General features: G+C 68.7%; 18 protein-coding genes. 13 read left to right on the top strand and 5 right to left on the bottom strand.

The window, feature by feature from the left end:
• The first annotated feature begins 32 nt into the window (after window positions 1-32).
• The 8 genes from EFY87_RS08095 to EFY87_RS08060 all read left to right on the top strand — a co-directional run bounded on the left by EFY87_RS08095 (window position 33) and on the right by EFY87_RS08060 (window position 9,000).
• Window positions 33-905 carry an AAA family ATPase gene (locus EFY87_RS08095; protein WP_123270976.1) on the top strand — a complete coding sequence of 291 codons (873 nt, stop codon included), beginning with the start codon at window positions 33-35 and terminating at the stop codon, window positions 903-905.
• The gene (locus tag EFY87_RS08090) at window positions 902-2,017 is read left to right on the top strand and encodes a vWA domain-containing protein (RefSeq protein ID WP_123270975.1); all 1,116 of its coding nucleotides are present in this window, start codon (window positions 902-904) and stop codon (window positions 2,015-2,017) included. Before EFY87_RS08095 ends, EFY87_RS08090 begins: the two co-directional genes overlap by 4 nt.
• Window positions 2,010-3,128, top strand: coding sequence for an XdhC family protein (locus EFY87_RS08085; protein WP_123270974.1), 1,119 nt, complete (start codon window positions 2,010-2,012; stop codon window positions 3,126-3,128). Before EFY87_RS08090 ends, EFY87_RS08085 begins: the two co-directional genes overlap by 8 nt.
• Before the next feature lie 48 nt (window positions 3,129-3,176).
• Window positions 3,177-4,409, top strand: coding sequence for a helix-turn-helix domain-containing protein (locus EFY87_RS08080; protein WP_220093561.1), 1,233 nt, complete (start codon window positions 3,177-3,179; stop codon window positions 4,407-4,409).
• A 119-nt stretch (window positions 4,410-4,528) separates the two neighbouring features.
• Window positions 4,529-5,014 (top strand): (2Fe-2S)-binding protein, encoded by a 486-nt coding sequence (locus EFY87_RS08075; RefSeq protein WP_123270973.1) that lies wholly within the window; start codon window positions 4,529-4,531, stop codon window positions 5,012-5,014.
• Window positions 5,011-7,428 carry a xanthine dehydrogenase family protein molybdopterin-binding subunit gene (locus EFY87_RS08070; protein WP_123270972.1) on the top strand — a complete coding sequence of 806 codons (2,418 nt, stop codon included), beginning with the start codon at window positions 5,011-5,013 and terminating at the stop codon, window positions 7,426-7,428. The genes EFY87_RS08075 and EFY87_RS08070 overlap by 4 nt, the downstream gene beginning before the upstream one ends.
• Window positions 7,425-8,282: an FAD binding domain-containing protein gene (locus EFY87_RS08065; RefSeq protein ID WP_123270971.1), complete on the top strand. Its 858-nt coding sequence runs from the start codon at window positions 7,425-7,427 to the stop codon at window positions 8,280-8,282. Before EFY87_RS08070 ends, EFY87_RS08065 begins: the two co-directional genes overlap by 4 nt.
• A gap of 4 nt (window positions 8,283-8,286) precedes the next feature.
• Window positions 8,287-9,000 (top strand): SRPBCC family protein, encoded by a 714-nt coding sequence (locus tag EFY87_RS08060; RefSeq protein ID WP_123270970.1) that lies wholly within the window; start codon window positions 8,287-8,289, stop codon window positions 8,998-9,000.
• Between the two features lie 61 nt (window positions 9,001-9,061).
• On the opposite strand, the gene EFY87_RS08055 is transcribed toward EFY87_RS08060, so the two are convergent.
• Both EFY87_RS08055 and EFY87_RS08050 read right to left on the bottom strand, forming a co-directional pair.
• The gene (locus EFY87_RS08055; RefSeq protein ID WP_123270969.1) at window positions 9,062-10,276 is read right to left on the bottom strand and encodes an MFS transporter; all 1,215 of its coding nucleotides are present in this window, start codon (window positions 10,274-10,276) and stop codon (window positions 9,062-9,064) included.
• Window positions 10,273-11,409 carry a methyltransferase domain-containing protein gene (locus tag EFY87_RS08050; protein ID WP_123270968.1) on the bottom strand — a complete coding sequence of 379 codons (1,137 nt, stop codon included), beginning with the start codon at window positions 11,407-11,409 and terminating at the stop codon, window positions 10,273-10,275. Before EFY87_RS08050 ends, EFY87_RS08055 begins: the two co-directional genes overlap by 4 nt.
• 71 nt (window positions 11,410-11,480) lie before the next feature.
• Here EFY87_RS08050 and EFY87_RS08045 point away from each other — a divergent pair, with 71 nt between their 5' ends.
• Together EFY87_RS08045 and thpR are read left to right on the top strand one after the other, a co-directional pair.
• Window positions 11,481-12,053, top strand: coding sequence for a cysteine hydrolase family protein (locus EFY87_RS08045; protein ID WP_123270967.1), 573 nt, complete (start codon window positions 11,481-11,483; stop codon window positions 12,051-12,053).
• Window positions 12,050-12,616 (top strand): RNA 2',3'-cyclic phosphodiesterase, encoded by a 567-nt coding sequence (gene thpR / locus EFY87_RS08040; protein WP_123270966.1) that lies wholly within the window; start codon window positions 12,050-12,052, stop codon window positions 12,614-12,616. Before EFY87_RS08045 ends, thpR begins: the two co-directional genes overlap by 4 nt.
• A 121-nt stretch (window positions 12,617-12,737) precedes the next feature.
• On the opposite strand, the gene EFY87_RS08035 is transcribed toward thpR, so the two are convergent.
• Window positions 12,738-13,415 carry an MFS transporter gene (locus tag EFY87_RS08035; protein ID WP_123270965.1) on the bottom strand — a complete coding sequence of 226 codons (678 nt, stop codon included), beginning with the start codon at window positions 13,413-13,415 and terminating at the stop codon, window positions 12,738-12,740.
• A 29-nt stretch (window positions 13,416-13,444) separates the two neighbouring features.
• Here EFY87_RS08035 and EFY87_RS08030 point away from each other — a divergent pair, with 29 nt between their 5' ends.
• Both EFY87_RS08030 and EFY87_RS08025 read left to right on the top strand, forming a co-directional pair.
• Window positions 13,445-13,930, top strand: a complete 486-nt coding sequence (locus EFY87_RS08030; protein WP_123270964.1) for a PPOX class F420-dependent oxidoreductase — start codon at window positions 13,445-13,447, stop codon at window positions 13,928-13,930.
• Entirely contained in the window at window positions 13,927-14,613 is a 687-nt protein-coding gene (locus EFY87_RS08025) for a Type 1 glutamine amidotransferase-like domain-containing protein (protein ID WP_123270963.1), read from the top strand. The genes EFY87_RS08030 and EFY87_RS08025 overlap by 4 nt, the downstream gene beginning before the upstream one ends.
• A 23-nt stretch (window positions 14,614-14,636) precedes the next feature.
• Here EFY87_RS08025 and EFY87_RS08020 read toward each other — a convergent pair whose 3' ends face one another.
• The gene (locus tag EFY87_RS08020; protein WP_158607550.1) at window positions 14,637-15,041 is read right to left on the bottom strand and encodes a DUF427 domain-containing protein; all 405 of its coding nucleotides are present in this window, start codon (window positions 15,039-15,041) and stop codon (window positions 14,637-14,639) included.
• Between EFY87_RS08020 and EFY87_RS08015 the strand changes: the two genes are divergently transcribed.
• Complete coding sequence (locus EFY87_RS08015; protein WP_245988540.1) at window positions 15,040-15,879, top strand: 2-phosphosulfolactate phosphatase; 840 nt, start codon at window positions 15,040-15,042, stop codon at window positions 15,877-15,879. The genes EFY87_RS08020 and EFY87_RS08015 overlap by 2 nt on opposite strands.
• Before the next feature lie 167 nt (window positions 15,880-16,046).
• Here the strand turns inward: EFY87_RS08015 and EFY87_RS08010 are convergent, their stop codons facing one another.
• The gene (locus EFY87_RS08010; RefSeq protein WP_123270962.1) at window positions 16,047-18,266 is read right to left on the bottom strand and encodes an acyltransferase family protein; all 2,220 of its coding nucleotides are present in this window, start codon (window positions 18,264-18,266) and stop codon (window positions 16,047-16,049) included.
• Window positions 18,267-19,133: the final 867 nt, after the last annotated feature.

The following is a 19,133-nucleotide window of genomic DNA, read 5'->3' as shown; positions in this document are numbered from 1 at the left end:
CACGCCAACCCCCACGGGCATAGCCTGACCGGATGGACTCACCGAGCGCGGTGTCGCAGGCCCTGGGACAGACCGGATATCTGACGGATCCGGCCCTCGCGACGGTCGTCTTCCTCGCCGAGCGCATGCAACGTCCCCTGTTGCTCGAAGGGGAGCCGGGCACCGGCAAGACCGCACTGGCCGAGGCACTCGCACAGCTGCGCGGTGTGCCGCTGATCCGGCTGCAGTGCTACGAGGGCATCGATGCCAGCCAGGCGCTCTACGACTGGGACTTCCCGCGGCAGATCCTGCACCTGCGGACGCTGGAGGCCGCGACCAGGGATGGGTCGCTCGATCCGGTCGACGCGGAGAAGTCGCTCTTCGACGAGCGCTTCCTGCTCGCCCGCCCGGTGCTGCGCGCCTTGCGCGAGTCGCCGTCCGTGCTGCTGATCGACGAGGTCGACCGGGCCGACGACGAGTTCGAGGCGTTCCTGTTGGAAGTGTTGTCCTCGTGGGCGGTCAGCATCCCGGAGCTGGGCACGGTGGTCGCCACGACCCCGCCGACCGTGGTGCTGACCTCCAACCGGACTCGCGAGTTGCACGATGCCCTCAAGCGCCGCTGCCTCTACCACTGGATCGACCACCCCGGGCTCGACCGCGAAGTCGCCATCGTGCGATCTCGCGCGCCGGAGGTCCCCGACGCTCTCGCGCGCCAGGTCGTCGCGCTTGTGCAAACCCTGCGTACCGAGCACCTGCTGAAACCACCAGGTGTGGCCGAAACCCTTGACTGGGCAAGGGCATTGGAGCAACTCGGGGCCACCGAACTCGACCTTGAGCAGGCGGCCGCAACCCTCGGCGCGGTGGTGAAATATCGCGAGGACACCGACCGGGTCCGGCACGTCCTGGACCGGATGCTGGCTCGATGAGCACGCCAACCGGTCATCCACCCGAGGAGATCCTGCTCGGCTTCACCCGCGCACTGCGCGCGGCCGGGGTGCGCGTGACGCAGGACCGCGCGACCGGGTTCCTGACCGCGACCGCGATCGTCGGGCTGGGCGACCCGGGCGGGGTGTATGTCGCCGGCCGCGCCACCCTGTGCTCCGGCCCGGACGACCTGGAGCGTTACGACCAGGTATTCGAGGCGTGGTTCGGTGACCGGTCGGGGCTGCCTGGCTCGATTCCGCGTGAGCACCGGCGGGACGTCGCGACCCCGCTGCCGGTGAGCGACGACCCGGGCGAGCACGGTGGCGAGGCCGAGCGGGAGATCATCCGCGCAGCGGCCTCGCAGGCGGAGGTCCTGCGGCATCGGGACGTGGCCGGGATGGACGCAGCGCAGAAGGCGCTGCTCGACGCGATGATCCGGGCGCTGCGGCCACGGCCCCCGGTGCGGCGAGCGGCTCGCCATACCCCCTGGCGGCGCGGTGCGGTCGACCTGCAGCGCACCTTGCGCAGTTCGTTGCGGCTGATGGGCGAGCCGGCCCAGGTGCGCCATCGGCGCCGGGCCACGGTGCCGCGCCGGGTCGTGCTGCTGATCGACGTGTCGGCCAGCATGCGCCCCTATGCCGATGCCCTCCTGCGGCTCGCGCACGCGGTGGTGTGCACCGCAGCCCCGGTCGAGGTGTTCACCGTCGGGACCCGGCTGACCCGCATCACCCTGCCGCTGCGGACCACGGACCCCGACCGGGCGCTGGTGCGCGCCGGCGACGAGGTGCCCGACTGGGCCGGCGGGACGCGGCTGGGGGAGACGCTCGAAGCGTTCCTGGACCGCTGGGGCGCTCGTGGAATGGCGCGCGGGGCCGTCGTCGTTGTCTTCAGCGATGGCTGGGAGCGTGGCGACCCGCAACTGCTCGGTGACCAGCTGGCCCGGCTGGGCCGGCTCGCGCACCGGGTGGTGTGGGTCAACCCGCATCGCGGCAAGGACGGTTACCAGCCGGTGCAGCAAGGGATCGTCGCGGCACTGCCGCACTGCGATCATTTCGTGGCAGGACACTCGCTGCGCTCGTTCGAGCAGGTGTTGGAGGTGGTGGGCAATGCGTGAGGTGCTGTCCGAACTCATGCGGTGGTACGACGCCGGTGAGCCCGTCGGTGTGGGCACCGTAGTCGCGACCTTCCGGTCCGCACCCCGCCCGCCCGGGGCGTCGATGCTGGTCGGCCCGGGCGGCGAGGCCGTCGGGTCGGTATCCGGCGGGTGCGTCGAGGGCGCGGTCTACGAGCTCGCCGGGGAGGTGGTCGGGTCCGGCACCCCCGTGCTGCAGCGGTATGGAGTGTCCGACGACGACGCGTTCGCGGTCGGGCTGACCTGTGGCGGCATACTCGATGTGTATGTCGAAAAGGTCGACAGGACAACGTTTCCCGAGCTCGCCGCGATCGCAGACGACATACGCAACGATCGGCCGGTCGCGGTCGCGACAGTAGTCGAGCACCCGGACCCGGAGTGGGTCGGCCGCCGGCTGGTGCTGCGACCGGGCGAGCCCGCGGCCGGCGATCTGGGCACCGACCGGGCCAACTCGGCCGTCGCGGACGATGCCGCGGGATTGCTTGCCAGCGGCCGCAACGCGACCCTCACCTACGGCCCGGACGGGCAGCGGCTCGAGGACGGCATGCGGGTGTTCGTGAGCAGCTTCGCGCCACCGCCGCGGATGCTCGTCTTCGGCGCGATCGACTTCGCCGCTGCCGTCGCGAAGGTCGCGTCGTTCCTGGGTTATCGCGTGACGGTCTGCGACGCCCGGCCGGTGTTCGCCACGAAGACCCGGTTCCCGGACGCGGACGAGGTGGTCGTCGACTGGCCGCACCGCTATCTGTCCGCCGAGCTGGACGCCGGACGAGTGGACGCCCGCACCGTCATCACCGTCCTCACCCACGACCCGAAGTTCGACGTGCCACTGCTCGAGATCGCCCTGCAGGCGCCGGAGGTCGCCTATGTCGGCGCGATGGGTTCGCGGCGGACGCACGAGGACCGGATGCACCGGCTGCGGGACATCGGCGTCACCGAGGAGCAACTGGCCCGGCTGCACAGCCCGCTCGGCCTGGACCTCGGTGCGCGCACCCCGGAGGAGACGGCGATCAGCATCTTCGCCGAGATCATCGCCCGGCAGTGGGGCGGCAGCGGTAGCCGGCTGGGCGAGACGGAGGGTCGCATTCACGCCTGACTGCTCGCACCGCGGCGATATTCTGGACGCGATCTTCCGGGAGGTGCCGTGGACGACGGTGTCGCAACGCTTCGCGACCGCCGCATGGCTGCGGTGCGCGCCTGGGTCGCGTTCGTCACCGAGGGCAATGAGTCCGTGCCGGTCCGTCCGGAGATCCTGTCCAGCTGGCGGCGGTCGGCGCAGGGTTCGGCGCTGGAAGTGGTGAGTGCGCCGCTCGCCGACGAGGGCGACACCGCTGCTTTCTGGCAGGGCTCACCGCTGCAGGCCGCTGTGTCGGCGGTCGCGGATGAGTTGCGCCGCAGCGCGGCGGACGGCGATCTGGTGCTCGCCGTGACCGACACTCAGGCGCGCATTCTGTGGACGTATGGCGGGCGGGTCATGCGCCGCAAGGCCGAGGCCGTCAATTTCGTGGCCGGTGGCCGCTGGGACGACACCAGCGTCGGCACGAACGCACTGGACCTGGCCGCACGGCTCGATGCGCCGGCCACGGTGTTCTCCGCGGAGCACTTCGCGCCGATCGTGCACAACTGGGTCTGCTGGGCGGCTCCGCTGCATGATCCGGCCACAGGCGAACGGCTCGGCGTCATCGACCTGTCGACCACCTGGGACCGCGCACACCCGATCGGGCTGGCGACCGCCCGGATGATGGCGCGGCTGATCGAGAGCGCGCTGCCCGACACGCGTCAGCATCCGCGGTTCGGGCCGCCACCGGTCGAGCACGGCCTGTCACTCACGCTGCTCGGTGCCGCCGAAGCCCGGCTCGACGGCAGGCGGCTGCTGCTGAACCGGCGGCAGACCGAGATCCTTGCGTTGCTCGCGCTGCACCCGGAGGGGTTGTCGCTCGAACGCCTGCACGCCCTGGTCTACGGCGACTCCGCGGTCAGCGTCTCCACGCTGAAATCCGAAGTCTCCCACCTGCGTTCGACCCTCGGCGGCGCAATCTCGTCGCGGCCCTACCGGCTGATGCTTCCGGTGGTCGTGGATGTCGACGAGGTGCTGGACCGAGTGAAACGGGGTGAGGTGCTGGCGGCCGTCACGGCATACGGCGGGGACCTGATGCCTGGCACGAATTCACCGGCGCTGACCGAACTCGCCGAGGTAGTCGCCGTGGCGGTCCGCGAGGCACTGCTGGCCGACCCCGACCCGGACGCCGTCCTGGGCTACAGCGAGATCGCCCCGTATGACGTGCAGGTTCTCGAGGCGTGTCTGGCCCGGCTCGGCACGAGTGGGCATCGCGCCATACCGCTGCTGCGCGGCCGGCTCGCCGCCGCACGCAGGTGACGTCGCTGCGCGGGAGGAACTTGCCGGGGATTAGGTAGACCTTGCCAACCAGGCGCCAACCCGCAGCCGCCTAGGTTCGATGCTGACGCCAGAAGTCTGCCGATCGAAGGGTGCCCACCATGACGAAGATCCACCTCACCGTCGACGGAGGCGCGGTCTCCGAAGACGTGGAGCCGCGCATGCTGCTGGTGCAGTTCCTGCGCGAAAAGCTCGGTAAGACAGGCACGCTCATCGGTTGTGACACCAGCAACTGCGGCGCGTGCACCGTGCATCTGGACGGTCGCGCGGTCAAGTCCTGCAACGTCCTGGCGGTGCAGGCAGACGGCGGTGAGGTCACCACCATCGAAGGACTGGCGGCGACCTACGACGGAGGCGAGCTGCACCCGGTGCAGGCGGCGTTCCACGAATGTCACGCGTTGCAATGCGGGTTCTGCACGCCGGGGATGATCATGCGCTCGGTCGACCTGCTGAACGAGAACCCCGACCCGACCGAGGACGAGATCCGGGAAGGCCTGGAGGGCAACCTGTGCCGGTGCACCGGCTACCACAACATCGTGCGCGCGGTGCAGACCGCCGCGGCCGCCGGGAAGGGAGAGGAGCAATGACCGTCACCGCCGACCGGCCGGCCGCTGAGATCGGCCGGGACCGGCGCCGCAAGGAGGACCGCCGGCTGATCACCGGCAGTAGTCGCTACACCGACAACATCGTGCTGCCCGGCATGCTGCACCTGGCGATGGTGCGCAGCCCGTTCGCGCACGCCCGGGTCACCTCGATCGACGCCGCCGAGGCGAAGGCGGCCGCCAACGTGGTGGCGGTCTACACCGCGGCCGACCTGGACGAGTCGGCCGGTGTCCTGATCAACGCCTGGCCGATCACCCCGGATCAGGTGACGCCGGTGCACCCGGTGCTCGCAGCGGACCGGGTGACCTTCGCCGGCGAGATCGTAGCGGTGGTGGTGGCTCGCAGCGCAGCTGCTGCCCGTGATGCGGCCGAGCTGGTCGACGTCGACTACGACGAACTCCCCGCGGCTCTCGACCTGAAGGAGGCGGTGCAGGACACCGTACTGGCGCACCCGGATCTGGGCACGAACAAGTCCGCGTTGTGGGTATTCGACTCGGCCGCGGCAGGCACCGGCGGCAATGTCGAGGATGCGATCACGGCAGCCCGCGCCGACGGCGTGGTCATTGAGCGGGAGTACCGGCAGAACCGGTTGATTCCCGCCTTCATGGAGCCGCGGTCGGTGGTCGTCGATCCGACCGGCGAGCAGCTGACGATGTGGTCCGCTACCCAGGTCCCGCACATTGTGCGGTTCGCGCTCGCCGCGACGACGGGTGTGCCGGAGAACAAGATCCGGGTCATCGCGCCGGACGTGGGCGGCGGGTTCGGCGGCAAGCTGCAGGTCACCCCGGAGGAATGGCTCGCCTGGTGGATCGCGCGCCAGGTGCACAAGCCGGTGAAGTACACCGAGACCAGATCCGAGTCGATGATCGCCGCGCATCACGGGCGCGACCAGTGGCAGAAGCTGACGCTTGCGGCGACGAAGGACGGCCGGGTCACCGGGCTGAAGGTCGAACTCACCGCCGACCTCGGGTCGTATGTCGCCATCGTCGGCGGCGGGGTGCCGGTCCTGGGTGCGTTCATGTTCAACGCGATCTACAAGATCCCGGCATACCACTTCGCCTGCCAGACCGTGCTCACCAACAAGACCTGGACCGACGCCTACCGTGGCGCGGGCCGACCGGAGGCCACCTTCGCCATCGAACGCCTGATGAGCGACCTGGCCGACGAGCTCGGGATGGACCCACTCGAACTGCGGGAGAAGAACTGGATCACCCACGAGGAGTTCCCGTTCACCACGGTCGCCGGACTCGAATACGACTCCGGCAACTACGAAGCCGCCACTGCGTCGGCCAAGAAGTTCTTCGGGTACGACGAGCTGCGCGCCGAGCAGGCGCGCCGTCGCGCAGCCGGCGACCCGGTCCAGCTGGGCATCGGCATCTCCACCTTCACCGAGATGTGCGGGCTGGCACCGTCGCGGGTGCTGGGCTCGCTCGACTACGGGGCCGGCGGCTGGGAGCACGCATCGGTGCGGATGCTGGCCACCGGCAAGGTCGAGGTGGCAACCGGCACCAGCGCGCACGGGCAGGGGCACGAGACGGCGTTCAGCCAGATCGTCGCCGATCGGCTGGGCGTCCCCTTCGAGGATGTCGAGATCCTGCACGGTGACACCCAGGTCTCGGTGAAGGGACTGGACACCTACGGATCGCGGTCGCTGGTCGTCGGCGGCGAGGCGCTGGTCAAGGCAGCCGACAAGGTGGTCGAGAAGGCGAAGCCGGTGGCGGCGCACCTGCTGGAAGCCGCGGTCGACGACATCGAGTTCCAGGGCGGCCGGTTCGGGGTCAAGGGCACGGACGCAGGTGTCACCATCCAGGAGGTTGCGGGTGCCGTCTTCACCGCGCACAACCTGCCCGACGGCATGGAGCCGTCGATCGACGCCGAGGCGACCTACGACCCGATCAACTTCAACTATCCGCACGGCACCCACCTGTGCGCGGTGGAGGTGGACACCGAGACCGGGCAGGTGCGGCTGCGCAAGTACACCTGTGTCGACGACGTCGGCACCATCGTCAATCCGCTGATCGTCGAGGGGCAGGTGCACGGCGGGCTCGCGCAAGGCATCGCCCAGGCGCTCTACGAGGACGCGGTCTTCGACGACGCCGGCACGCTGGTGTCCGGGTCGTTCGTGGACTATCTGGTGCCAAGCGCGGCCGACCTGATTAGTTTCGACGCGCACCACGCGAGCACTCCCGCGACGACGAACACGTTGGGCACCAAGGGAGTTGGGGAGGCCGGCACGATCGCCTCGACGCCCGCCGTCGTCAACGCGGTGCTGGACGCGGTCCGCCAGTTCGGCGTCGAGGACATCGTCATGCCGTGCTCCCCGGCCAGGGTCTACGCGGCCATCGCCGCCGCTCGCGCCGGCGATACCGGCACCACCACGGAAGGAGCGGGCGCATGATTCCCGCAGCATTCGACTACGCCGCGCCGACGACCGTCGACGAGGCACTGGCGCTGCTGGCAGAGCACGGCGAGGACGCGAAGCTCATCGCCGGTGGCCAGTCGTTGTTGCCGGTGCTCCGATTGCGGCTCAACGCACCGGAATTCGTTATCGATCTGGGCCGGATCGACGCCTTGCGCGGCGTGCGGGACGACGGTGGCGCGCTCGTGGTCGGCGCCATGACGACCCACGCGACGGTTGCCACCGACCCGCTGATCGCCCAGCATGCGGCTCTGGTCAGCAAGGCGGTGCGCACCGTCGCCGACGCGCAGGTGCGCAACCGCGGCACCTTCGGCGGTGCGCTTGCGCACGCCGATCCGGCGGGTGACGTCGGTGCTCCGGCGCTGGCCCTGGGTGCGCAGTTCGTGATCGCCGAGCAGGGCGGCGGGCGTCGTACGGTGGATGCCGGAGACTTCTTCGTGGACCTCTTCGAGACGGCGATCGGCGAGGACGAGTTGCTCACCGAGATCCGGATCCCGAAGCACACCGGCTGGGGCGCGCACTACGAGAAGTTCGTGCGGATCGCGCAGCAGTGGTCGATCGTGGCCGTCGCCGCGACCGTGCGTGCCGAGGGCGGCACCATTGCCGAGGCTCGGGTCGCACTCACTAATATGGGAGCCACGCCACTGCGGGCGACCGCGGTGGAGGAACTGTTGCGCGGACGCCCCGCCACCGAGGACGCCATACGTGACGCGGTCAGCAGCGTCGCCGACGGCACCAGCCCACCGGCCGACCTCAACGGCGACGCCGACTACCGCAGACACCTGGCACGGGTGCTCACCCGGCGCGCGGTGTTGACGGCTGCGACAGGATGAACAGATGGATCTGACACATTCCTTCACCGTGCCGGCCGGGGTCGACGAGACCTGGGTGGCCTTTCAGGACATCGAATCGGTCGCCGAGTGCTTCCCGGGTGCGCAGATCACCTCGGCGAGCGGCGACTCATTCGAGGGCACCGTCAAGGTCAAACTCGGCCCGATCGCGTTGGTTTACAAGGGAACTGGCACGTTCACCGAGCGTGATGAGGAAGCTCATCGGATGGTGATCGACGCCAAGGGCAAGGACCGGCGAGGCAACGGCACTGCCGGTGCGCTCGTGACGGCGACGATGACCGCCGTGGACGAGGGCACCCGGGTCGAGGTGGTCACCGATCTGTCGATCACCGGCAAGCCCGCCCAGTTCGGGCGCGGCGTCATCCAGGACGTGTCCGACAAGCTACTCGGGCAGTTCGTCGACTGCCTGCAGCAGAAGGTGGGTTCCGACGGCGGGACTGCCGAGTCCGAACCTGCGGCGGAGGCGGGAGGCGTCGACGAGACTGAGCCCGAACCGGCCGTGGTCACGCCGACGCCTGCACCCACACCGGCGCCCGCCGCCACACGCGCCGAGCCCACGGACGACGCCCTCGACCTCGGCACGACGGTTCTGCCGGTGATGGCGAAGCTCTACTGGAAGCAGGCTGTCGCGGCACTCGCCGGCATCGCGGTGCTCGGCGTCCTGATCCGGAGACTCCGCCACCCCAATTTCCGCGAGTGACGGCTTCTTCGGCGAGCGACGGCGCAATTTCGCCGTCGCTCGGCGGGGAGACCGTCACTCGCTAGGCCGCGCGTATGACGAGCGAATCCCGGGTCGTCAGCCACGCCGCAGCGGCAACAGCCGCGAGGAGTGCGGTGACCGTGAATGCGGTCGGGAAGCCCCACTCCTGCGCGAGGAAGCCGCCGGCGACGGGGCCGATCACCGTGCCGAGGTCCTGGCTCATCTGGTAGGTGACCAGGACCGGACCGCCGCGGCCGTGCCCGTACATCACGTCGGCGAGCACGGCCTGCTGGGACGGACTGACCATGCCCGTGCCGATGCCGCCGATCAGGGTGGAGGCGAACGCGATCGCGACGCTGTGGGTGAATGCGAGGGTGAGGGTGGCGAGCGCGAGGATCGTCATACCGGCGACGATCAACGGGCGGCGGCCGATGCGGTCCGAGAGGCGTCCGGCCGGCATCATCGCGATCACATCTCCGCACGCGTAGGTCGCGAGTGCCAGCCCGGCGATGCCCACATGCTGGTGCAGGACGCGCGCGAAGTAGAGCGGAACGAGGGACACCCGCATCGCGTAGACCCAGCCGAAGATGGCTGCGGTGGCGACCGCCGACCGGTAGGCGCCGATGCGTAGTGCCGACGGCAGCGGCATCACCGCGACCTTCGTCGATCCGTCCAACTGACCAAGTGTGCTGTGCCGCAACTGCAGGTGGACGACGGTGATCGCGGCGAAGAGTGTCACGGCATACACGACGAACGGCACGCGCAGGCCGAAGCCGACGAGCGCGCCGCCGAGCACCGGGCCGGTGATGCTGCCGAGCACGAAGCTCGACGAATACAGCCCGGAGACTCGCCCGCGTATCGCCGGTGGTGAAATGCGGATCAGCAGGCCGAGCGCCGCGACCGAGAACATGACCGATCCGACGCCGCCCAAGCCGCGGAAAAGCATGAGTTGCCAATAAGTTTGGGCGAGCGCGGCAGCGAGCGTGGAGAGGGCGACGATGAAGACGCCAAGGAGATACATCGGTCGTTCGCCGAAGCGGGTGACCAGCCTGCCGCTGGTCGGTGCGAAGACCAGCCGCATGACGGCGAAGGCGGACACGATGGCCGACGCCGCGGTCAGATCGACGCCGAAGCTGGCGGCGAATTCGGGCAGCGCCGGCGCCACGACGCCGTAGCCGAGGGCGATCACGAAGCCGGCGGACACCAGCACCCAGACCTCGCGCGGCATAGGCGCAGGAGCTGCATTGCCCGGTGCGCCGTCTCGGCGGAACCTCATCGTTCGAGCCAGAGCAGCACCTCGTGGTGCCGGGTCTGCGGGAACATGTCGAACAGCCTGGCACGCGTGACGCGCAGCGACGGCATCGCCTGTAGGTCGGCGGCCAGGGTCTTCGCGTTGCAACTGGAGTAGAGGATGTGCGGCACGTCGGATTCTTCGAGCTGCCGCGCGAGTGCCCCGATGCCGCGTCGTGGCGGGTTCACGATGACCAGGTCGGCGCCTTCGGCCAATGCAGCGGTCGCATCACCGGCCTGGAATCGTATGTCGCCCAGTGCTTCCCGTCCCGGCAGCTCCGCAGCGCTCAGCCGCGCACTCGCCACCGCGTCGGCCGAGATCTCGACCCCGCGCACGCTGGCTCCGGGGTCGCAGAGCGCTGTCGCAGCACCCAGCGCAAACCCGCCGACGCCACAGAAGAGATCCAGCACGCTGGACGGCGCGGCCGGTGAAATCCATTCCTGCGCTTGCCGATAGAGCATCCCGGCAACCGTGGTGTTGGTCTGGAAGAAGCTGCGCGGCCGCAAGTGCAGCCGAATGCCGTTCACTCGCATCGGCAGCGTCTCCTCGTCGGTGAGGAACACCTCTTGGTCGCCTTCGAGAGCGGCCCGATGCTCCGGCAGCAGGTTGACCGAGACAACTCTCGTCCCGGGCACCGCGTCCAGCAGGTCCGGGAGTGCGTCCCGCAGCCGCCGCAGCTGGCCGGGGGAGCGCATCACGAAGCGGACCATGATCTCGCCGTCCGGTGAGTGCGTGACGATCAGGTGCTTCAGTTCGCCGCTGCGGCGCGGCACGTCATACGGCGTCAGGCCGAGTCCGATGACGAAGCGCGCCAGGCGGTGCACCGCGTCGTGGAGGCCCGGCTCGTAGAGACCGCAGTCGCGCAGGTCGACCCCGGTGCCGTCGCCGCCCAGGATGCCGAACGTCGGCGCGGTGCGGGTGCCGCCGACGACGAGTTTCGCCTTGTTGCGGAAGTGCGACTCCGGGCCGTATGCCGGTGCAGTCCAACACGATTCGGCGACATGAGGGGCCAGCACGGTCGCGACGGCGTGCTGGAGATCGTGCATTTGTGCGTCATACGGCCGGCCCATCAGGGTGCACGACCGGCAGACCCCGGCGTCGTAGTAGTCGCACTGCACAGTGTCGATTGTCGCCCACGCCTGTCAGACCTCGCGGCTAACGTCCTGTCTATGCCTACGAAGGAGCTGTCATGACCACGCTGACCGACCGACCCGAGACCGCCCTGCTGGTGATCGACGTGCAAGAGGGCGTCGTCGCAGGGGCACACCAACGCGACGAAGTCGTCGCCAACGTGCAGTCGCTTATCGACCGTGCCCGGTCCGAGAACGTTCCCGTCGTGTGGGTGCAGCATCACGACGGCGGGCTTCAACAGGGTTCTCCCGAGTGGCAATTGGCTCACGAGTTGTCCCGCGACGACTCCGAGCCGCTGGTCGAGAAGACCTATGGCGACTCGTTCGAGGGCACCGACCTGGAGCAGGTGCTCGCCCACGCCGGTGTGGGCCATCTCGTGGTGGCGGGTGCGCAGACCGACATGTGCGTCCGGTCGACCATCCACGGCGCCTTCGCCAGGGGGTATGACGTGACCCTCGTGAGCGATGCGCACACCACCGAGGACCTGTCGGCGTATGGCGCTCCCACCCCGGATCTGGTGATCGCGCACACCAACCTCTACTGGGGTGAGCAGCGAGCTCCCGGGAAGTCCGCGGCCACCGTGACGACCGCGAACGTGTCGCTCGAGTCGCCGGCGCAGGGCGGCGAATGACCGCGACGACCCGGATGTTCGTCGCGATCCGCCCGTCCGAGGAGGTGCGCGAGCAACTCGCCGATTTCCTGGCTCCGCGCGGCGGCATGACCTGGATCGATCCGGAGCAGTGGCATCTCACGCTCGCGTTCTTGGCCGCTGTGCCGGATCACCGTCAGGACGATCTTGTCGCTGCACTGGCACGGACCGCGGTGCGGCACGATGCATTCGATCTACAACTGTCGGGCGCAGGCGCGTTCCCGGATGCTGTCGCGGCAAAGGCGTTGTGGCTCCGGCCGAGCGTCGACCTGACCGCGCTGGCGACCGGTGTGCGGCACGCCGCGAACTCCGTCGGTGCGACCCCGGACGGTCAGCGCTTCGTCGGACACCTCAGCGTGGCACGTCAGCGCCGGCCGATCGACGCTCGTCGCTGGCTGCAGGTGCTCGACACGTTCGCCAGTGACTCGTGGCGGGTGGATACCGTGGAGCTGGTCGCGTCATACCTGGGGGAGGGGCCGCACGCCCGCCCGCGGCACGAGACTGTTGCCGTGCTCCCGCTGCACGACGGCGGGGCGGCGGCCTGAGGTCACGGTCGGTTCAGCACGGTAGGGGCGTGTCCGGCCACGGTTCGCCGCCATCCAGTTCGGCGCGCACATGGTCCAGATGTTCGTGGCACGCGGCGTCTTCCCCGGAGCGCGCTCCAGATCACGCGCAAGGGCGCGGTCGGATCATCCGATTGACGAGAAGTTGTCCCAGGCCCGTGGCACACATTGCCGCGGCGCAGACGAGCCAGAACTCGGCGAATCCGTGGCGGACCAGTGTGCCGATCGCAGGTGGGCCAACGGTCAACGCGACTCCCCAGGTGAGGCCGTAGACAGCGAAGTAGCGGGCCCTGGATCCGGCTGGTGCGATCGCTGCCACGAGTGTGTAGGTGTACCCCACCAGCAACGTGTCACCGGCCGCGATGATGATGGTGGCACCGACGTACCCGGTCATTGCGGGGTGGAGTCCGGCAACTGCCAGCCCGGCAGCCAAGAGAAGGTATCCAGCGACGATCCGGCTGGTGATGTTCTCGCTGCGCCGCATCAACGGCTGCGCAGCGATCGTGATCAGGGTGCCCAGTGCGCTGAGCAGTCCGGCGTCGGACGCCGGCCGACCGGTCGCCGCGAGTGCCAGCGGCATCGCCATCGGGATCAGCATGTACACCGTGGCGAAAAGAGTGCCCGTGGTCATCAGCAGCCACAGCCGCCCGTCCTTCCACGCCGATCGAGACGTGCCGAGTTCCTGCTGCACCGGAGGCGGCGGCGTTCTCGGCAACCATCCGGCGACGAGCACGAGACACGCGATCGAACTGGCTGCGTCGGCGGCGAAGAGCCACTGCAAGCCCGCTCGACCCGGATAGGCTCACGAGCATGCCCCGAACGATCGCAACCGCGTCCACCGTTCCGCTCGCCGATCTGCTCGACTTCGCACGCACCCGACACCACGCGGTGTTGCTGACCACCCGTGCCGACGGGTCGCCGCAGTTGTCGCCAGTGACCGCCGGTGTCGACGACGCAGGCAGGATCGTCGTCTCGACATACCCCGGGCGCGCGAAAACAGTGAACCTCAAACGGAATTCGCACGTCAGCGTCTGCGTGCTCTCCGACGACTTCGGCGGCGCGTGGGTGCAGGTCGACGGCACCGCGGAAGTGCTCGACATGCCGGAGGCGGAGGACGGGCTGGTCGACTACTTCCGCAGCATCTCTGGTGAGCACCCGGACTGGGACGAATACCGCGCCGCGATGCGCGTGCAGGGTAAGTCGCTGATCCGGATCACCCCGAAGCGCTGGGGCCCGATCGCCACCGGCGGCTTTCCCGCCGCCGTCGCCGCTCGTCTCGATGCGGAAGATTCGTGAAGCTGCTGCTGACGTCCGGCGGAGTTAGCAACGACAGCATCCGGACCGCGTTGATCGAACTGCTGGGCAAGCCGATCGAGGAGTCCACAGCGTTGTGCATCCCCACCGCGATGTACGGCCATCCCTCGGTCGGACCGGGCACCAAGGCGTGGGGGTTCGTCGCCGGTCGATCGCCGAATCCGATGGTCGAATTGGGCTGGCAGTCGGTCGGTTTGCTGGAGTTGACCGCGTTGCCGAGCCTGCCCGAAGAGGCCTGGGTTCCGCCGATCCGTGCCGCGGATGTGCTGCTGGCCGCCGGAGGTGACGTGCTCTACCTGTGCCACTGGATGCGTGAATCCGGCCTGGCCGGCCTGCTGCCGGAACTGGACGACACCGTGTGGGTCGGTCTGAGCGCCGGGAGCATGGTGATGACACCCGAGGTTGGCGAGGACTTCATCCAGTGGCGCCCGCCGAGCGGCGACACCAGCACCCTCGGGCTCGTCGACTTCTCGATCTGCCCGCACCTGGCGGACGACGGCATGCCAGGCAACTCCCTGGCCGAGGCGGAAGCCTGGGCGGCGAGCATCTCCGCCCCGGCATACGCAATGGATGACCAGACGGCGATCGTCATCGACGGCGACGCGATTCGTGTTGTGTCCGAAGGGAATTGGGCGAAGCTGACGACTTCGAAAGGGGACGACTGAGCGGTCGGCCAGGATGCGCCGAATCAGCCGTTCGACGGGGCGGCGATCTGCTGGCCGTCCTCATACCACGCGTCGGCTCGGTCCCAGTAGATCGACGCATAACCCGCCAGGTCCAGTGCGTCGTCGTAGTGCTCCGGGTAGGTCCACACCGCATCGGGTATGACAGTGTCACCCACGACGAGGTCGAAGTAGTCGGCTTTCCCCTTGCGCGGGCACACGGTGTGCGTCGTGCTCGGCCGCAGGAAACGGGAGGGAACGTCTGCCAGCGGGAAGTAGTAGACCGGTTCGTGGTCCTTCTCCAGCAGCCGGATGCCGTGGGCGGAATCCACGATGGTCTCGCTGCCGAGCGTCGCACGAACCGTGCGGCCGATCGGCTCGATGGAGATGACGCCATTGGGCGCTGTGATCCGCCCGTCGGGAGTGTTCATGACAGCGTCAACCACCGGCGGGGACTCGATGTTCCGGCGCGATCGGATAGGTTCCTGCGCTGTGGCGGATCTGTTCGGGCAGGGCGACTTCGGCATACGACTCGAGTGGGGTCCGGTCGGGGCGCGGGCAACGCGTGCCGATGTTGCGGTCGTGGTCGACGTGCTGAGCTTCTCGACATCCGTCACGGTGGCCGTCGAACGCGGGATGCGCGTCTTCCCATACCCGTGGAAAGGTGCGCGGGCGCAGGAGTTTGCGACGGCACGTGGCGCCATACTTGCTGTCGGCAGGCTGGAATCCATGACGTATGACGCAGCATCGGCCCCGTCGCTTTCGCCCGCAGGCCTGCTCGCCTGCGAGCCGATCCCTCGGCTGGTGTTGCCATCGCCGAACGGCTCCACGATCGCCGCCACGCTCTTGGAGGGCGACTCGACGGTGTCGATCGGATGTCTGCGCAACGCGCAGGCGGTTGCCGACTGGCTCGCCCCCGCGGTTGGGGCGGGTTGTTCGGTCGCGGTGATCGCGGCGGGGGAGCGCTGGCGTTTCGACGATTCCTTGCGTCCCGCGCTGGAGGACCACCTCGGGGCGGGCGCCATTCTCTCCGCGCTCGTCGCCCTCGGGTATGGCGACAGGTTCAGCCCGGAAGCGTGGGCAGCAGCGGAGCTCTTCGACGTCAATGCAGGCAGACTCGTCGAGCGCTTGCACGACTGCGTCGGCGGTCGGGAGCTGGACAGTCTCGGCTTCGGCACTGACGTCGACGTCGCTGCCGCGCTGAATGCGTCCGCCGTCGTTCCGGTGCTCGTCGACGGGGCCTTTCAGCCTGCGGGCGGATGCGAGTGAGCGAACTCCTTTCTTTCCCGGCTGCGGCGCGGTGTGACCGCCGCAGTGCAGCCGTCCACGCGGACGCCGGTCGGCGCGGACCTTCTCGACCAGGTCCAGGGTGTGTACGACCGGGTCGAGGCCGGAGTCCCTGCCGAGACCGCGCGAATGGATCGATAGCTGCGTGGTCAGGGCGTTGGGGTCGGCGCCCCTTGGACGAGGCACTGGGACGGCGAGTGGCCACCCTTGGGGAAGGCCACCGCGAGGGCTTGGGCAATGTCGTGCGCACGCGCGATGTACCCGGGTGTCGTGAAGTGGATGCCGTCGCTGATGAACCACTTGTCCTGCACCTGGTCGGCCCAGTTCGCGACGCGCATCGTGGGGTACCTCTTGCATGCGTCCAGTAGCGCCTTGTTCCACTTCTGCATATTCGACTCGGAGTACGCCGGGTTGCTCGGGTTGTGCACTCGCACGTTGACCCACAGCACGTCATCGGAGCCGACGAGTTGCATGAGGCGTGAGATCCGTTGCGCCAGTGGGACATTCCCGCCGGCGGCCTGGTCGGCGGTGTCGTTGGTGCCGAGGGCGAAGACCCAGCAGCCGTGGTAGCCCGCGGCGATCTGTTGCCGCACTACGGTCGCTGCGTTGGCCTGACCGTTGAGGGTCTCGACGATCGACCGCCCACCGGAGATCTCCGGGGTGTATGACGTGACGCCGACGTCGCGCAATTGCTGCGGGTATTGCTGCGCGGGGTTGGGGATGTAGGAGTTGCCCAGCAGCCCCTCTGAGGTGGAGTCCCCGACATGCACGACATGAGTGCAAGATGACTGCAGCGCGCCCGGCCCGCCGATAGCGACCGACGGGATCGCCGAGGGGCTGGCCGAACCGCTGCCCGACGACGTCGCGCCGCCGGTCGGTGTCGACCCGGGCGACGTGGCGGCACGGCTGGGGCGTGGGGTGGGGATCGCGGGAGCCGCGGCGGCGTCGCTGGCAGCCATGAGGTTCAGCGGCAGCGCTTGCGGCACCACCATCACGGCCACTGCCAGTGCGCCCACCATCGCACCGCCGACTCGCACGTTGAGCCGGCGCGACAGAACCCGCGCCCGGTTGATATCGGCCGGGGTCGTGATGACCGGCTGAGCAATGACCGGTGCCGGAGCGGGAACGGGTCTGGTGTTGTTGCGGTCCATCGCGACGCCTGGTCGCGGGTACAGCGGCAGCCGGATCGCACCGGGAATCTGCCCGGGCAGCGGCGCCGCGGGAGCATTGGTGTCAATGGCCGGCTCGGGCGGGAGGATCTGCTCCACCACCGAGGTGCCACGTCGGCGAAGCGCCGCACGCAGCCCCAGGGCGCGGATCGGGTCTTCGACATACCGCCACGACAGAGCAGAGATGAGCACGGTCAGTATGACGACCGCCGCACCGTGCGCCAGGCCACCCGCCAGCGCGCCGTTGGTCGGCATGAAGACCAGGATCGGCAGGTGCCACAGGTAGATCCCGTAGGAGCGCTCGCCCAACCAGGTCAGCGGTCGCAAACCGAGAATGCGGCCCAGGACACTGCCGGGCGTGCTGATCGCGAGCAGCACGGCGCCGGTCGCTACGGACAACGCCAGCAGCCCGAAACGGTAGGTGGACAGGTCGTATTCGGTGGTCTGGCTGACGAGCACACCGATCACGACGAGGCCGAGGACCCCGCCGATGTCGATCGCGCGACGGTGGTCAGGCAGCCGGTCGCGGCGGCCGTGCAACCACAAGGCCAGCGCGGCGCCCACGAGCAGCCCGCCCATCCGGGTGTCGGTGCCCTCGTAGGCGCGAGTGGTGTCGAAGCCGGACTTGGCCAACATGGACAGTTCGACGAAGGAGGCTGCGGCCAGCAGGGCTGCAATCACCGCCATGATCCGGGTGCGACGGCGGGTCAGCAACCACAAGGCGACGAGCAGCAGCGGCCAGACCAGGTAGAACTGCTCCTCGACCGATAACGACCAGAGGTGGTCGAAGGGGCCGGTGTTGAACCGCGCGAAATAGGAGTCACCGGCCAGGATCGTGTGCCAGTTGGCGACGTAGAACAGCGCCGCGAGTGCCTCGACGCCCCAGGTGCCGGTTTCACCCGGCCGCCGGATCACCGTCGCGACCATCGTCACGATCAGCAGCAGGACGACTGCCGGCAGCAGTCGGCGAGCCCGCCGCACCCAAAAGCTGCGCAGCTCCCAGCCACGCTGCTGTGCCCCGGAAAGCAGGATCGAGGTGATGAGAAATCCCGAGAGTGTAAAGAAGATCCCGACGCCGAGCAGGCCGCCGCCGGCGTGGGGGACGTGCAGGTGATAGGCGATCACCAAGGCAACCGCGATCGTCCGAAGTCCGTCCAGTCCTGGGACATAGTGCTTGGCGCCCCCGATCGGCTTAGGCACTGCGAATACCCCGTCTCGTCTCTCGTCGTGTCGCCGTTCTCGTTCCCGCTCGGCCGTTTCCCCCCGTCAGACGCCGGACACCGCTCAGCGGTTGGCTGCCACCACACGCGGTTTCCCACAAACGTCGGCTCCGGCTGTTTCACGGTAACAACCGGGCAGGCCTTCAGCCGTTTACGACATGCGTACCCGGCGAGCACGTCGGACTGCCGTGTGCTTGTCCCCGCTCGAGGGGCTGTCTCTGTCGATGTCACGCAGGTGATCATTTCTCGATAACCAGCGGAACACCCCGCGGCAGAAGGCTGGTGTGGCTCGGGCCTCGCTGGCTCCGGCAGGTTGCTTCGCGCGGTTGAGGCGGGTCGTTCGGTCGCGGTGATCGCGGCGGGGGAGCGCTGGAGTTTCGATGACTCCTTGCGTCCCGCGCTGGAGGACCAGTTCGGGGCTGGCGCCGTCCTGTCCGCGCTCGTCGCCCACGGGGTATGGACGGCAATGGCTTCGGCAGGCACGTCAGCATCGCCGCTACGCACAATGCCTCCGCCGTCGTGCCGGTCCTCGTCCACGGTGCCTTCCTGCCTGCGGACGGATGCGAGTGTGCGAACTCCGAGCGCACTGAGGACCGTCAGTCGCGAGGGGGTGGGGGTGCAGATCCCGATTCCGTGAGATAATGGTGATGAAGCTTCGGCCGCGATTCGCGTTCCGAGGCTTTTTGTATGCAATCAAGGTCCGTTCACTGTCTCCCCGATCCGATCCGCGTCCGACCTGTCGGCGCCGCCGACCCCCTGCGTGTCAAGGTGAGTTGAGTCCAGTGCCCGTTAGCAAAGTTGACCCCTGCAGGGCGAGTTGAGGAACCTGATTTTTGATGAGTAGTTC

The sequence above is a fragment of the Flexivirga caeni genome, from assembly GCF_003724155.1.
GTDB lineage: Bacteria > Actinomycetota > Actinomycetes > Actinomycetales > Dermatophilaceae > Flexivirga > Flexivirga caeni.
Note: the sequence above shows the minus strand (reverse complement) of the source record. Positions and strands in the feature narration are given on the sequence as shown.